We start from the raw sequence: 15,534 nt of genomic DNA on the forward strand, positions 1-15,534 counted from the left end.
GGGCGAAGAGATGGCCGTCGGGCCGTTCACCGGCGCGGCGGTGGGCGCGCGCCCAGCCCCCGATGGCCCGTTCTGCCTGCTATTCGCTATTGTGAGCGCCGGCTGGACGACCGACGGCGACACGATAGTGATCTTGGTGGCCGATGGTTCGGTCCGGTAGGCCCGGATCCATGGGCCGGCGGAGGGGGACACGCGCGGGGGGCCGACCGGACGGAAGGTTCCATGGATCGACATCGCGGGTACGACCGTGCTCGCCGGAGGTGGCCTGCTGTTGTACCGGCGGTCGTCCTCGGCGTTCTCGGAACAGCCGTGCTGCTCCTGACACGATTCGCCGCGCCAGCCGGTACGGACGGGTCGGTCGTCGTTGCCCCGGCACTGGCGTCGTCGACGGCCGTGCTCGCGCTCGCCGCCCGGTCGACGGCGCAGCCGACAACCGACCGCGGCACCGTCAGCGGCATCGTGCGGCTGCGCGCCACCGCTTCCGCGGACACCCGGACCTGGGTGGCGTTCGTCCTGCGAGGGCCCACGACGAACGTTCAGATGGCGCCCACAGCCCCGTACGAGGCCACCGTGGACACCCGGCTGCTGCCCGACGGCGCCTACACACTGGCCGAGATCGTGTTCCATCCGTCCCGGACCCCCTCGATACGCGCGAGCCAGCTACGGATCGTCAACACGCCGCCGCGGCTGACCGCCACCCAGGTGCCCGCCCAGCCGCAGCCCACGGCCGACCTGCCGGCCGTCCCGGCCCCGGTGACGCCGGCGACCCCGGCCACGCCACCACCGGCGACATCGGCCGCGCCGGCCCTGGTGGCACGGGTATCGTCCCCGGCACTCCCGGTCACGCCGGTGACGAGTGCGCCGTCCGACCGGCTTCTGGGCGAGGTGTCCGAAGTGATCGCGCTCACGAACGCCGAGCGGGCGAGAGTGGGCTGCGCGGCGCTCACGACGGATCGCCGGCTGATCACGGCCGCGCAGGCGCACAGCGCTGACATGTCCGCCCACGACTACTTCAGCCACGACAGCCTGGACGGCCGGACGCCCTTCCAGCGCATAACGAAGGCCGGGTACGAGTTCTCCGCCGCGGCGGAGAACATCGCCGCGGGCCAGCGCACACCCGCGGAAGTGGTGCGGGGCTGGATGAACAGCGCCGGGCACCGCGCGAACATCCTGAACTGTTCGTTGAAGCAGATCGGTGTGGGCTATGCCACCGGAGGCCGCTACGGCACCTACTGGACGCAGGATTTCGGGACGCCGTAGGCCGTGCCTGACAGGTCCTGGCCGGTGCCTGACGGGTGCTGGCCGTGTCCGACGGGTGTTGGCCGATCTGGTCCGTCCGGATGCGCTCGGGGTGCTCCAGCGGTTGTCGCGCTCCGCTCCCGGACGGTCGTGCTCGTGGCATCCAGGCGTGGGCCGTGACGGCTGTGACCGTCATCACCGGTTAGTCTGGCCTTCCGGTCACGTCGGGTCGATGTCGAGCCGCTCGAACGACGTATTGACAGCGGAACGTGACGGGATGCGACGCCTATGATGTTGGCTCTTCCAGAGCTGTCAGGAAAGCGATGAGGGGGGACGTGGCTCGCGCGGTCGTTACTGGCGCCGGCGGATTCATCGGGGACGCGGTCGCGCACGAGCTGCGCCGACGCGGTTACCACGTCATACCGGTCGATGTCCGTCGTGGCCCGGGTATTGTCGTGGCGGACGTCACCCGGCCGGCGGATCTGGACAAGCTGCTGGTCGGTGCCGATCTTGTCGTGCACGCGGCGGCCGTCGGCACGGGTGGCGGTGGGGAGCTGGGTGCGGTGCGCGCCGGCGTGCGCCGACGTCTGGCACCGCTCACCGACAGTGAGCTACACTCGGTGACGGTCGGGGGCACCGCCGGACTGCTGGACGCCTGTGAGCGCGCCGATGTCGGCCGCGTCGTGCACCTCTCCTGTGTGAGCGTGCTGGGCGACTCCTTCCCGGATCTGGTGGACGAGAGCGCGCCGGTCACGGCCACCGGCCTGACGCGCCCGGACACGCTCGCCGCGGCCGAACGGGCGGCGCTCGCCGCGTCCGCCCGGGGGCTGCCGGTGACGGTGCTGCGGGTCGGCGACGCCTACGGCCCACGGGCCGGCCGGTGGACGCTGTGGCCGCTGCTGCTGCTGCGGGCGGGGCGTTTCGCCCTGGTGGACGGTGGCCGTGGGCTGTTGAGCCCGATCCACGTCGACGATCTGACCACGGCCGTCGCCACCGTCGCCGGTGCCGAGCGGACCGCCGGTGAGATCCTGCACGTCACCGGCGGCGAGCCGATCACTGCGTCGGACTTCTTCGGCCGGTACGCGCGGATGGCCGGCGTGCCCCTGCCGGGACAGGTGCCGGCGGCGCTGGTACGCGCGCTCGACGCCACCGACCGGCTGCTGGCCGAACGCGGCTGGCTGTCCGGCCGGGTGACCTCGCGGCTGCATCCCCGCGGCTATGTGGATCTCGGCCCGCTGACGCTGGCCGAACTGACCCGTACGGGAACCTACTCGATCGCCAGAATCCGAGAGCTGACGGGCTGGCAGCCGCGCGTCGGCCTGGACGAGGGGATGGCCCGCACCGAGGCGCTGCTGCGGGAACGGGGACTGCTCGGCGTCGCGGAGCCCGCCCGCCGTGGCTGATGCGCCGACCCTGACGACCCTGCGTCTGCTTGCGCTTCCGCTGACCGTCTGGAACGCCGGGTTCGTCGCCGAGGAACTCGGGCCGCTGCTGGTGGGCACCCATCTGCACAAGGTGCAGGGGATCGCCGTCGACGTCACCGGTGATCCCACCGAGGCGTTACGCCGCGCGCTGCGCCGCCGGGCCAGCGCCGGCCGTGGTGTGATGACCTGGACGATCCGTGGTGACGACTCGGCGGCCATCGGGCTGCTGGCGGTGGACGCGTTCGGCCGGCGCGCGCTGGTGTCGGTGTCCATCGGGCGGCCCTACCGGCGTCACGGCTATGCCACCGAGGTGTTGCGGGCGTTGGCCGGCTGGCTTGAGTTCCGCGGCCCGATCGTGGTTGAGGCCCGGTTGCGCCTGGGCGACCGGACGAGCGAGCGGCTGGCCGTCGCGACCGCGTTCGTGCCCACCAGCGTCATCCTGCCCGACGGCTGGCGGGTCTGGTATCGCCCGCCGCCATTCTGATCATTATTGTTCTGATCATTGTGTTGTAATACTGATCGTTTTTTGTGTTGTCCCTGCTCCGGCCCGCTTTTGCCGGGCCTGGTAGCTGCTGCCTGATCCGGCCGTTTTCGTCACGTAACGCGACCGATCTGGCCCCGGTGTTCACCGCCCGACAGGATGCGGCACCATAAGATGCGATGTCGCGAATCGGGTGGTAAGGCTGGCCGCTCACTTCGCAACTCCGTGTCGGCTGACCGGCCGCGCGTGTCCTGGATGGGGGGCGTACGGCTGGCGCGCAGGCGCTGGGGAGGTTCTCAGAGTGAGCGTGGAAACTCAACGCGAAGCCGCGTTCGCAGGAACCCTGGACGGATCACTGCCCGGGCAGCGTGCCTCGGAGGTCACCTACGACCATTTGATCATTCCGCCGCACTGGCGCCGCTCGGAGGAGTCCGGCCCCGGAGCGCACAACCCGCTGTTCGCGGGCGATCCTGCCGTCAGCCCGCTGAACCCGCCGACGGGCCCGATCACTGGGCCGATCACTGGGCCGATCACCGGTGGCATGACCAGCCCCCTGTTGGTCGGTACCACGGCCCGTGCCTTTGCCAAGCTCGACGACCTGATCCGGCTCAATGCCGACGACCGCGCGGTCATCGACGCCCGCCGCAACGACGCCGAGCAGGCCCTGCGGACGATCTTCCCGCCGCGGTGCGCGCTGCCACTCGTCGGAGTGGCGACCATCGGCTCCGCGGGCCGCGACACGATGATCCGCCCGGTGGACGAGGTCGACATCATCGTGGTCTTCAGCGCGGCCAACAGCGCCTGGAAGCGCTTCCGCTGGGACTCCCGCGATCTGCTGCTCCGCGTCCGTAACGCGATCGGCGGCGACCGCATCCAGATGATCGGTAGTCGCGGCCAGGCGATGCGCGTCGTCTACAACTGCGCGCCGGACGTCCACCTGGTGCCCGCCTTCGACCATCCGCGGGCGGGCTACGTCATGCCGGACTGTGTCGGCGGCTGGCTGCCGACCCGCCCGGAGCGGCATGCCAGCTGGATGGCGGACGCCGGCCCCCGGGTCGCGTCGGCCGTGCGGCTGCTCAAGGCCTGGAACCGGGTCTACGGCAGCCGGCTGCGCTCCTTCCATCTGGAGGCGCTCGCCGGCAAGATTCTGATCAATCGTGGGCTGAACACCCGGCAGGGGCTGGCGGCGGTCTTCCGGCACATCGAGAGCAGGGGATTCGCCGCCTACGACCCCGCGGAGGTCGGCGGCGACCTGTCGACCTACCTGCAGCCGCAGGACGTCGACGCGCTGCGGGAGCCGGTGGCCTTCGCCCGTGCCCGTGCCGACGAGGCGGTCGAGGCGGAGCAGGTCGGCCGGCACGAGGAGGCGGTCAACCTCTGGCGTCTGATCTTCGGCCCGGAGTTCCCGACCTTCGGCTGACCAGCCGGCGGCTTTGGCTGGGTAGCGGTCGCCCATCCGAAAAGTCTCGTAAAAAACTACTCGTCCGAGGGCTGTGTGAGCATTGTGTTCGTACGGCCGGCGGCTCCATAAAGAGTTCCGACGGCGGCCGCTCCGCTGTCCGCTTCTCGGACGGCGACGTCGGTCGCCGTCGTGGGCTGGTCCGGTGGCAGCTTCGCAAGCCGGCTGGGCCACCAGATTTTCGGGCCGATGTCGATGGCGAGCGCGGGGACGAGAACAGAACGCACCACCAGCGTGTCGAGCAGGACGCCGAAGGCCACCAGGAAGCCGACTTCCGCGAGCTGCACGAGCGGGAGGATGAACAGCGCCGAGAACGTGGCCGCGAGCACGACCCCGGCGGAGGTGATGACGCCGCCGGTGACGGCCAGGCCGTGGCGTACCCCCGGCCGCGTGCCGATTCTCCCGGCTTCTTCCCGGACCCTTGTCATGAGGAAGATGTTGTAGTCGATGCCCAGCGCCACCAGGAAGATGAAGCCCAACAGTGGCAGGGCGGGATCGGCTCCGGCGAAGTCGAACAGCCAGTCGTAGGCCAGCGCGCTCGCGCCGAGCGCGGCAAGGAAGGACAGCACCACCGTCGCGATCAGGAGCAGCGGGGTCACCACCGACCGCAGCAGCAGCCCGAGAATCACGACCACGATCGCCAGTACGGCCGGAATGACGACCTTCCGGTCGTGCACGGAGGCGGTGCGTACGTCCAGGTTCACCGCCGTGTTCCCGCCTACCAGCGCGTCCGCCGCCGGTATCGCGTGAACGGTGTCCCGAAGCTGTCTGATCGTGTCGAAGGACGCCTTCGTGTCCGGCGGCTGTGAAAGAATGACGAGGAACTGCACCAGCCCCGCGCCGCGGTCGCTTTCCACGACGGTCGCGACCGCGGGATTTTTCGCGATGGCCGCGTGTACCTCGTCCGCCCTGGTGGCGTTCGCGACAATGTATGTCGGTGCGGTGGTACCGGCCGGAAAGCTGTGTTGCACGATTTCCTGACCGGTGACCGAGTCCATCGGTCTGGTGAATCCCTGGTCCTGACGCAGGCCGGTGTTCAGATGTGTGGTCGCGAGTGCGAGCCCGGCCAGCACCAGGACGGCGGCGATCCAGATCGTGCGCGGCCGGGCGGCAATCGTCGCACCGACCCGTGACCAGGCCCCGGACTCCTCCCGCGTCCGCGCGCCGTAGCTGGGGATGAACGGCCAGAACAGCCTCCGTCCGCACACGACCAGCGCCGCCGGCAGCAGCGTCATCATGGTCACCAGCGCCACGGCGATACCGATCGCGCTGACCGGGCCGAGGCCACGGTTGGAGTTCAGTTCGCCCAGCAGCAGGCAGAGCATGCTGATGATGACCGTGGCGGCTGAGGCGACGATCGCCGGTCCGGCCCGGTGGATCGCGACCCGCATCGCCGCGTGCGCATCTGCGTGACGGGTCAGCTCCTCGCGGTAGCGGGCGATGAGAAGCAGCGCGTAGTCGGTGCCGGCGCCGAAGACGAGCACCCGCAGAATGCCCGCGCTCTGCCCGTTGACGGTCAGCCCCGCGTGCTCGGCCGCGAGATAGACCAGAGCAGTGGCGGTCTGGTCGGCGATAGCGACCGTCAGTAGCGGAATCAGCCACAGGATGGGGCTCCGATAGACGAGCAGAAGAATGACCGCCACGACTCCCGCGGTGACGAACAGCAGCCTGGTCTCCACTCCGCTGAACACCTCGAAGGTGTCCGTCACCAGCCCGGCCGGCCCGGTCAGTGACGTCTGGAGCCCCGGCGGTGCCGCGTCCCGGGCAATCCGCCGGATTTCCTCGACCTTGTCGGTGAACACCACGACGTCGGCGCTCTGGGCGATACTGACGGCAAGTAGCAGGGTATTTCCCCGTGGTGAGGAAATGGGCATGCTGACCGGGCGCTCGGAGAACTCACCGATCCGGCGGCCGACGTCCTCGACCACTTTCCGGTCGGTAGGTATCAGCTCAGGGTCACGAGAGAAGACGACAATCGCCGGTACGGAGTCCCCGCCCGGCAGGAGTTTCTGGGCCTCGAACAGCCTGGTGGACTCGGCGCGCGAGGGCAGAAAGGACGAGGCGTCGTTCCGCTGCGCGTCGGACAGCCTGAACGCGAGTGGGCTGGCGACAGCCACGATGACGATCCAGCCAAGGAGAAGCGCCCATTTCAGACGCGGCCCCGCCGACCATGCCACGGCCTGCCAGATCCTGCCCACCGGACCCCCTCCGCGCTGTCCACGACAATCGATCGTCGCAGGTAGGAGGCCTGACACGAAAGCGGTACGGCTGCTCAGGGGCCTCCGGCGCCTTTATGTCTGGTCCGGGGATGTCTGGTCCGGGCCGGTCGGGTGGGCGGACCAGGCAACGGCGATGTCGGCGGCGACGGTGACGTTGTTACGGACCACGGCGATGTTGGTCTCCAGGCTGGCGCCGGCCGTCTCGCGGTGGAACGTCGCCAGCAGGAACGGGGTGACGGCCTTCCCCCGCAGCCCCCGGCGGGCCGCCTGCGTCAACGCCTCGTCCAGGACCCGGTCGTGCAGCTCCTGGTCGAGCTGGTCCGCCTCCGGCACCGGGTTGGCGACGACCACGGCCGCGCGCAGGCCCAGTGCCCGCGCGTCCGCCATGACGGTCGCGACGTCGGCGGCGGCACCCACCCGCCAGTCCACGGTGAACTCGGTCCGGGACAGGTAGAAGCCCGGGAAGGTGTTCGTCCGCCAGCCGAGCAGCGGCACACCGAGGGTTTCCAGCCGTTCGAGGGTCGCGCCGACGTCCAGGATCGACTTCACCCCCGCACAGACCACGGTTATCGGCGTGCCTGCGAGAGTGACGAGGTCGGCGGACTCGTCGGCGCTGTCGGCCCAGCCGCGGTGCACCCCACCGAGCCCGCCGGTGGCGAACACGCTGATACCGGCGCGGGCGGCGAGCAGGGACGTGGACGCGACCGTGGTCGCCCCGGTGCGGCCCAACGCGGAGGCGACCGGCAGATCCCGTACCGACAGTTTCGCCACGTTCGGGGTGTTCGCGATTCTGGTGAGCTCGATGGCGTCCAAGCCGATGGTGGGTATCCCGTCGATCACCGCTATGGTCGCCGGCGTCACCCCGCGGTCGCGGAGCAGGGTTTCCAGGTCGGCCGCCACTTCCAGATTGCGGGGGCGGGGCAGGCCGTGCGCGATCAGCGTTGACTCCAGGGCGACCACGGGCCGCCCCGTCTCCACCGCCGCCCGCACCTCGTCGGCAATCACCAGCTTCAGCACGACCAAGAGTATATTTCTGATTTCGGATAGCTACTATTCGACAGGTGATCGGTGTTTTCCGCTGTCAGGACGACGAAAACCCCCTACGGGTTCGAGGCCCGTAGGTGGTTTTCGTCGGTGTGACAGCGGTTTTTGCCTACGCTTTCTGGACGGTCAGGCCGTGCTGGTTCGGGGCGACGTCCACGAGGACGTTGTCGCCGTCCCGGATGGTGCCGGTGAGCAGTTCCCGGGCGAGCGGGTCGCCGATCGCGGTCTGGACGAGCCGGCGCAGCGGGCGGGCGCCGAAGACCGGGTCGTAGCCGGCGTCGGCGAGCCAGGAGCGGGCGGCGTCGGTGGCCGTCAGGGTGATCCGCCGGTCGGTCAGCCGGGCGCGCAGCAGGTCGAGCTGGAGATCGACGATGCGGGCCAGGTCGTCCTTGTCGAGCTGGTCGAAGATGAGGATGTCGTCGAGCCGGTTGAGGAACTCGGGCTTGAACGCCTCCCGTACCGCGATCATGACCGAGTCGCGCCGCACCTGCGGGGGCAGGGTCGGGTCGGCGATGAACTGGGAACCGAGGTTGGACGTCAGCACCACGATCGTGCTGCGGAAGTCCACGGTGCGCCCCTGCCCGTCGGTGAGGCGTCCGTCATCGAGGACCTGCAGGAGAATGTCGAAGACGTCGGGGTGCGCCTTCTCCACCTCGTCCAGCAGGATCACGCTGTAGGGGCGGCGCCGGATCGCCTCGGTGAGCTGCCCGCCGGACTCGAAGCCGACGTAACCGGGCGGGGCGCCGATGAGCCGGGCCACCGAGTGCTTCTCGGCGTACTCGCTCATGTCGATGCGAACCACCGCGCGTTCGTCGTCGAACAGGAAGTCCGCGAGCGCCTTGGCCAGCTCCGTCTTGCCCACGCCGGTCGGGCCGAGGAACAGGAACGAGCCGGTCGGCCGGTCGGGATCGGAGATGCCCGCGCGGGCCCGGCGCACCGCGTCGGAGACGGCCCGCACCGCGGCGTGCTGACCGATGACGCGGGCGTGCAGCTCCTCCTCCATGCGCAGCAGCTTGGTGGTCTCCCCCTCCAGCAGCCGGCCGGCGGGAATACCCGTCCAGGACGCGACGACCTCGGCGACGTCGTCGGGGCCGACCTCCTCCTTGAGCATGGCGCTGCCGGGCTCGCCCGCGCCGGGCAGCGCGTCGGTGGCCGCGGCGAGCCGCTTCTCCAACGTCGGGATCGTGCCGTAGCACAGCTCACCGGCCTTGGCCAGGTCGAGATCGCGTTCGGCGAGGTCGAGGGCGCGCCGGGCGTTCTCCAGCTCCTCCTTGGCCTTCTGCACCTCGGCGATGGAACTCTTTTCACGCTGCCAGCGGGCGGTCAGGCTGGACAGCTCCTCCCGTTTCTCGGCGAGCTCGCGCCGCAGCCGCTCACGGCGCTCCTTGGACGCGCTGTCGCTCTCCTTGGACAGCGCCATGTCCTCGATCTCGATGCGCCGGACGGCGCGCTCGAGCTCGTCGATCGCCACCGGCCGGCTGTCGATCTCCATCCGGAGTCGGGACGCGGCCTCGTCCACCAGGTCGATGGCCTTGTCGGGCAGGAACCGCCCGCTGACATATCGGTCGGACAGGGTGGCGGCGGCGACGAGCGCGGCGTCGGTGATCCGGACACCGTGGTGCACCTCGTAGCGTTCCTTCAGCCCGCGCAGGATACCGATGGTGTCCTCGGCCGACGGCTCGCCGACCAGCACCGGCTGGAAGCGGCGTTCGAGCGCTGGGTCCTTCTCGATGCGGGTGCGGTACTCGTTCAGGGTGGTGGCGCCGATCATGCGCAGCTCGCCGCGGGCGAGCATGGGCTTGAGCATGTTGCCGGCGTCCATCGCGCCTTCGGCGGCACCCGCGCCGACGACCGTGTGCAGCTCGTCGATGAAGGTGATCAGCCGGCCCTCGGCGGAGCGGATCTCGTTGAGGACGGCCCGCAGCCGCTCCTCGAACTCGCCCCGCAGCTTCGAGCCGGCCACCATCGAACCGAGGTCGAGCGAGACGATGCGCCGGCCGCGCAGGGACTCCGGCACGTCACCGGCGACGACCCGCAGGGCGAGCCCCTCGACGATCGCGGTCTTGCCGACGCCGGGTTCGCCGATGAGGACCGGGTTGTTCTTCGTCCGCCGGGACAGGACCTGTACGACACGGCGGATCTTGGCGTCGCGTCCGATGACCGGGTCGAGCTTGCCGGCGCGGGCCTGCTCGGTGAGGTCCACGGAGTACTTGTCCAGCGCGCGGTAGGAGCCCTCGGGATCGCGGCTGGTCACCCGGTGAACGCCGCCGCGCACGATGTCGAACGCGCCGCGCAGGGCCTCCGAGCTCGCCCCGAACTCGGTGAGCACCCGGGACGCCTCGCCGCCCTCCTCCGCGAGCGCGACCAGCAGGTGCTCGACCGAGGTGTACTCGTCGCCGAGCCGGTTCGCCTGCCGCTCGGCGTTGTCCAGGACGGTGATGAGCTGCCGGGACAGCTGCGGCGGGGCGACGGACGCGCCGGTCGCGTGCGGCAGCCGGCTGACCGCTGCCTCGGCGCGGGCGCGCACCTGGGGGACAGGCGCGTCGACGGCCTCGAGCAGGTCCACCGCGACCCCGCCGGTCTGGCTCAGGACGGCGACCAGCAGATGCAGGGGGTCGACGAGGGGTGAGCCGTCACCGGTGGCGCGGCTGACGGCGGAGGACAGGGCTTCCTGCGAGCGAGCGGTGAGGCGGTCAGCGTTCATCGGAATCCTAAGATGATCGTTTTGGTCGTACCATCTTCATAACGCTCAGAATAGTTGAGTCGTTCCCGCTTAGGTTTGCGTGATGCGAAGCTTCGCGACGCGGCGTTCCCAGGCATTGCCGCCTCCTGGAGCCCGCTGGTGACAGGGCCGTCGAGCGTGGGGCGTGGCAACCGGCCGCCCCACGCTCAGCGGCCCTGGCCAGGGCCCGGGCCCACGCCGTCCGCGTCGTTTGCTCCGGCCGCTCCCGCTCGCCACTCGGCGGCCTCGCCGCGGATCGTCGACGGCGCGCCGTTCGGTGAAACCGATAGCCGACGAAGAACCGGTGCTCGACGAAGGAGGACGAAGGAATCAGTACCCGACGAGCCAACGCTCATGGCTGCCGACCCGGTCTAGCGGCGGGAGCCGGGCCGCCAGAGCACTATCGCGCTGCGGTCGACGGGCACCAGGTCGCGCCGGTGGCTGCGATGTGCCTCGGCGACCCGGCGCTCGGCTTCGGCGCGGACCGCCGCCAACTCCTCGGTCAGCTGCCGGACCTGCGCCTGCAACATCATTACCTGGCCGCCCAGCTCCAGGATCCGTCGGATGCCCTGGAGGTTGACGCCCTCCTCCTGGGACAGCCGCTGCACCTCGCGCAGCAGCGCGACGTCCCGCACGGAGTACCGTCGCCCGCGTCCGGACGTGCGGCCGGGAGTGACCAGGCCGAGACGGTCATAGGCCCGCAGCGTCTGGGGGTGCATGCCGGCGAGCTGCGCGGCAATGGAGATCACGTATACGGGTGTGTCGTCGTCGTGGGCAGGGCTCGGGCGGGGCGCCGACGGCGCCCCGGACGGGCCGGCCGGGGCGCCGTCGGCCCTCGGCGGCCCCGGGGACGGCGACGCCGGCGGGTCGGCGGTACGGCTCGGTCGTGACTTCATGACCGGCCCTCCATCTGTTCCATCAGTGTTGTGCGGGGATCCTCGGGATGGGCGTGGGCGAACTCCTGCAGCGCCGTCCGCGCCTTCGCGGAGAGATCCGTCGGTTTCGGCACCGTGACGTCAACGGTCACGATGAGATCGCCGTGACCGCCGCCGCTACGCGGCACTCCACGACTACGTACCCGCAGACGACGTCCACTCGACGTGCCGGGCGGGATCTTCACCGTCAGCGGGGCACCGTCGATCGTCGGAACCTTCACCGAGGCGCCCAGGGCGGCCTCCACGAAGGTCACCGGCAGGACGATCGTCAGGTTCTGCCCCTCGCGGTCGAACACCGGATGGGCCAGTACGTGGACGGTGACCTCCAGATCGCCTGCCTGGCCGCCGCGTTCACCCGGCGATCCGCGTCCGCGTACCCGCAGCCGCTGACCGTCGGCGACCCCCGGTGGGATGCGGATCCGCTGTTCGCGTTCGCGCCGGCCGCTGCCCCGGCAGTCCGGGCAGGGCGAATCGATCACCGTTCCCTTGCCGAGGCAGTCCCGACAGGGTTCGGAGAGCGCGAAGCCTCCCTGTGACCGCGACACCACACCCAGCCCCCGGCAGGTCGTGCACGTCCGCGGTGTGGTGCCCGGCCGGGCACCGTTGCCCCCGCAGGTCAGGCAGGTCGCGGCGCCGGGCAGGCGGACCGTCGCCTCCAGACCGGAGAGGGCCTTCTCGAACGAGATCGTGACCTCGGCCGTGATGTCGGCGCCACGGCGTGGCCCGCGGCCGCCCGGTGACCGCTGGAACAGGTTGTCGAAGAGCCCGCCCAGCCCGCCCGGGGCCGTGCCGGCGCCCGCCCCGCCCAGCAGGTCGTCGAGGTTGAACGCGGTGGATCCGCCATGGTAACCGGGCCCACCGGGCCCGAACCCGCCCGGCTGGAAGCCGTAGCCACCAGCCTGGCCGCCGGGGACGCCACCCGCGGCGAACAGGGCCCGGGCCTCGTCGTACTCCCGCCGCCGGGTCTCGTCCGAGAGCACGTCGTACGCCTCGGAGACCTCCTTGAACCGGGCCTCCGCCTTGGGATCGCCGGGGTTCTTGTCCGGGTGCAGCTCAAGCGCGAGGCGGCGGTACGCCTTCTTGATGTCGGCTGCCGAAGCGTCCTTGGGCACGCCGAGAGCGGCGTAGTAGTCCTTTTCGACCATGTCGCGAACACTCACGGCGCCCCTCCTTCCGTCATCATGTCGTCTACCGACGCCCGATGTGGACGCTGTTCAGCAAGAACCGCGATGGCATTGACTACTCGGCGGCTACTCGGCGGCTTCTGCCGAGCCGCCGCCGGCTTCCGGCGCAGCCCCGGCGGCCGTGCCGTCGGCGCCCTGACCGGCGTCGGGGTCTTCCGCCGCCGGTTCGGCGACCGCGACCTGCGCCGGCCGCAGCACGCGGCCAGCGTGCCGGTAGCCGGCCCGGAAGATGTCCACGCAGGTCGGCCTGGTCACCTCGGCCGAGTAGGTGTGCATGAGCGCATCGTGGACGAGCGGGTCGAACTCGTCCCCGCGGGCGCCGAACCGCTCGAGCCCGGCGGTCTCAAGGGTGGCTTCCAGCGACTCCGCCACCGCCTTGAACGGGCCCTCCAGATCGCCGTGGTCGCGGGTGCGGCCGATGTCGTCGAGGGTCGGCAGCAGCGCCAGGAGCAGCCTGCCGGCCGCCTGCTCGGCCAGGGCCTGCCGGTCACGCTCGACACGACGCCGGTAGTTGTCGAATTCGGCCTTGAGGCGTTGCAGGTCACTGGTGCGCTCGGCGACCTGCTGGCGCAGCGACGCCACCTGCTCGGCCTCCCCGGCCGGCGGCCCCCCGGCCGGGGACGTGACGGTGTCCCCGGCCGGGGAGGCGGTCTGCGTTCGCGCGGCCTCCACCCGGACCTGCCCGCTCTGTGGGTCTATGCGGCGCTTGTCCCGGACGATCACTGGCTCGTCCGGCGCGGGGGCGCCCTGCGTCCAGTCGTTGGGGGCCGAGGTCACTTCTTGTCCTCCTCGTCCACTATCTCGGCGTCCACCACGTCGTCGTCCGCGCTCGCGCCGGCGGCGCCGCCGGGGTTGCCGGCCGAGCCCTGCGCGTCCGCGTAGAGCGACTGGCCCATGACGGAGCTGGCCTTGGCGAGTTCGGTCGTGGCGTCACGGATGGCCGCGATGTCGGTGCCGCCGACCGCCGCCCGCAGCGCGGACAGCTTCTCCTCCACGTCGGCCCTGACCGTGGCGTCGATCTTGTCGCCGTTCTCGGCCAGGAACCGCTCGGTGGAGTACACCAGGGTCTCGCCCTGGTTGCGGGTCTCGGCCTCCTCGCGGCGCTTGCGGTCCTCCTCGGCGTACTGCTCGGCGTCGCGGACCATCTTCTCGATGTCGTCCTTGGGCAGCGCCGAACCACCCGTGATGGTCATCGACTGTTCCTTGCCGGTGCCGAGATCCTTGGCCGAGACGTGGACGATGCCGTTGGCGTCGATGTCGAAGGTGACCTCGATCTGCGGGACGCCGCGGGGCGCCGGCGGCAGGCCGGTGAGCTCGAACATGCCGAGCTTCTTGTTGTAGGCGGCCATCTCGCGCTCGCCCTGGAAGACCTGGATCTGCACGGACGGCTGGCTGTCCTCGGCGGTGGTGAAGATCTCCGAGCGTTTGGTCGGGATGGTGGTGTTGCGCTCGATGAGCTTGGTCATGATCCCGCCCTTGGTCTCGATGCCCAGGGACAGCGGGGTGACGTCGAGCAGCAGGACGTCCTTGACCTCACCCTTGAGGACACCGGCCTGCAGGGAGGCGCCGACGGCGACGACCTCGTCGGGGTTGACGCCCTTGTTCGGCTCCTTGCCGCCGGTGAGCTCACGGACCAGGTCGACCACGGCCGGCATCCGGGTGGAGCCGCCGACGAGCACGACGTGGTCGATGTCGCTGACCTTGACCCCGGCGTCCTTGACGGCCTGCTGGAAGGGGTGCTTGCAGCGGTCGATGAGGTCCTGGGTCATCCGCTGGAGCTCGGAGCGGGTCAGGGTGATGTCGAGGTGCAGCGGGCCCTCGGCCGAGGCGGTGATGTAGGGCAGGTTGATGCTGGTCTGGGTGGACTGCGACAGTTCGATCTTGGCTTTCTCGGCGGCCTCGCGCAGCCGCTGCAGGGCCATCTTGTCCTTGCCCAGGTCGACGCCGTGCTGACCGTTGAAGGTCTTGATCAGATGGTCGGTGATGCGCTGGTCCCAGTCGTCACCGCCGAGGTGGGTGTCCCCGGAGGTCGACTTGACCTCGACGACGCCGTCGCCGATCTCCAGCAGGGACACGTCGAAGGTGCCACCACCGAGGTCGAAGACCAGGATCGTCTGCTCCTTCTCGCCCTTGTCCAGTCCGTAGGCGAGGGCAGCGGCGGTGGGCTCGTTGACGATCCGCAGGACGTTCAGCCCGGCGATGGTGCCGGCTTCGGTGGTGGCCTGGCGCTGCGCGTCGTCGAAGTAGGCGGGCACGGTGATGACCGCGTCGGTCACGGTGTCGCCGAGGTAGGACTCGGCGTCCCGCTTGAGCTTCTGCAGGATGAACGCGCTGATCTGCTGGGGGGTGAAGTCCTTGCTGTCGATCTTTATCTTCCAGTCGGTGCCCATGTGGCGCTTGACCGACCGGATGGTCCGCTCGACGTTGGTGACCGCCTGCCGCTTCGCGACCTCGCCGACCAGGACCTCGCCGTTCTTGGCGAAGGCGACGACGGATGGAGTCGTTCGCGAGCCCTCGGCATTGGCGATCACCGTGGGTTCGCCGCCCTCGAGCACGCTCACGACGGAGTTCGTGGTGCCGAGGTCGATGCCGACCGCTCGTGCCATGTCTGTGCGCCTTTCGAATCAGGATGGATCCGGCTCCACCGGCTCCGTCGGGATGCCGGGTGGGCCGCTCATGTGGTAGTTGAGCCGTGCTGGCTCAGGATCCAACAATAACTCTCCTGCCGTCAAACCTGAGCCTCTTCTGCTCATGTTTTTTGCGATGGCCTTTGCGATAGTCGGACGGCTCTGGTGCGCCGCGTCATCACGGGCACGGTTCGGGCGCG

11 protein-coding genes are annotated in these 15,534 nt (G+C 70.1%); 4 read left to right on the forward strand and 7 right to left on the reverse strand.

The genetic code is table 11. The features are described from left to right. The first annotated feature begins 309 nt into the window (after positions 1-309). The 4 genes from CM1CMNOD_RS22770 (at position 310) to CM1CMNOD_RS02640 (ending at position 4,564) form a co-directional block, all read left to right on the forward strand. A complete protein-coding gene (locus CM1CMNOD_RS22770) occupies positions 310-1,260 on the forward strand; it encodes a CAP domain-containing protein (RefSeq protein ID WP_013872121.1) in 951 nt (316 codons plus the stop codon). A gap of 314 nt (positions 1,261-1,574) precedes the next feature. After that, positions 1,575-2,642, forward strand: a complete 1,068-nt coding sequence (locus CM1CMNOD_RS02630) for an NAD-dependent epimerase/dehydratase family protein (RefSeq protein WP_043604617.1) — start codon at positions 1,575-1,577, stop codon at positions 2,640-2,642. After that, positions 2,635-3,147: a GNAT family N-acetyltransferase gene (locus tag CM1CMNOD_RS02635; protein ID WP_013872123.1), complete on the forward strand. Its 513-nt coding sequence runs from the start codon at positions 2,635-2,637 to the stop codon at positions 3,145-3,147. Before CM1CMNOD_RS02630 ends, CM1CMNOD_RS02635 begins: the two co-directional genes overlap by 8 nt. Before the next feature lie 298 nt (positions 3,148-3,445). Beyond that, entirely contained in the window at positions 3,446-4,564 is a 1,119-nt protein-coding gene (locus CM1CMNOD_RS02640; RefSeq protein WP_013872124.1) for an SMODS domain-containing nucleotidyltransferase, read from the forward strand. Between the two features lie 56 nt (positions 4,565-4,620). Here CM1CMNOD_RS02640 and CM1CMNOD_RS02645 read toward each other — a convergent pair whose 3' ends face one another. The 7 genes from CM1CMNOD_RS02645 to dnaK form a co-directional block, all read right to left on the reverse strand. Next, on the reverse strand, positions 4,621-6,801 hold the full coding sequence (locus tag CM1CMNOD_RS02645; RefSeq protein ID WP_013872125.1) for an MMPL family transporter: 2,181 nt from the start codon (positions 6,799-6,801) through the stop codon (positions 4,621-4,623). 93 nt (positions 6,802-6,894) lie between these two features. Beyond that, complete coding sequence (locus CM1CMNOD_RS02650) at positions 6,895-7,839, reverse strand: pseudouridine-5'-phosphate glycosidase (RefSeq protein ID WP_013872126.1); 945 nt, start codon at positions 7,837-7,839, stop codon at positions 6,895-6,897. A gap of 136 nt (positions 7,840-7,975) precedes the next feature. Then, positions 7,976-10,570 carry an ATP-dependent chaperone ClpB gene (clpB, locus tag CM1CMNOD_RS02655; protein ID WP_013872127.1) on the reverse strand — a complete coding sequence of 865 codons (2,595 nt, stop codon included), beginning with the start codon at positions 10,568-10,570 and terminating at the stop codon, positions 7,976-7,978. Between the two features lie 389 nt (positions 10,571-10,959). Then, a complete protein-coding gene (locus CM1CMNOD_RS02660; protein ID WP_013872128.1) occupies positions 10,960-11,484 on the reverse strand; it encodes a heat shock protein transcriptional repressor HspR in 525 nt (174 codons plus the stop codon). Next, the gene (locus tag CM1CMNOD_RS02665) at positions 11,481-12,683 is read right to left on the reverse strand and encodes a DnaJ C-terminal domain-containing protein (protein WP_013872129.1); all 1,203 of its coding nucleotides are present in this window, start codon (positions 12,681-12,683) and stop codon (positions 11,481-11,483) included. Before CM1CMNOD_RS02665 ends, CM1CMNOD_RS02660 begins: the two co-directional genes overlap by 4 nt. Before the next feature lie 90 nt (positions 12,684-12,773). Then, complete coding sequence (grpE, locus tag CM1CMNOD_RS02670; protein ID WP_013872130.1) at positions 12,774-13,484, reverse strand: nucleotide exchange factor GrpE; 711 nt, start codon at positions 13,482-13,484, stop codon at positions 12,774-12,776. Then, positions 13,481-15,313, reverse strand: a complete 1,833-nt coding sequence (dnaK, locus tag CM1CMNOD_RS02675; RefSeq protein ID WP_013872131.1) for a molecular chaperone DnaK — start codon at positions 15,311-15,313, stop codon at positions 13,481-13,483. The genes grpE and dnaK overlap by 4 nt, the downstream gene beginning before the upstream one ends. Positions 15,314-15,534 lie beyond the last annotated feature (221 nt).

Origin of the sequence: Protofrankia symbiont of Coriaria myrtifolia (genome assembly GCF_900634755.1) — a bacterium.
Lineage (GTDB): Bacteria > Actinomycetota > Actinomycetes > Frankiales > Frankiaceae > Protofrankia > Protofrankia coriariae.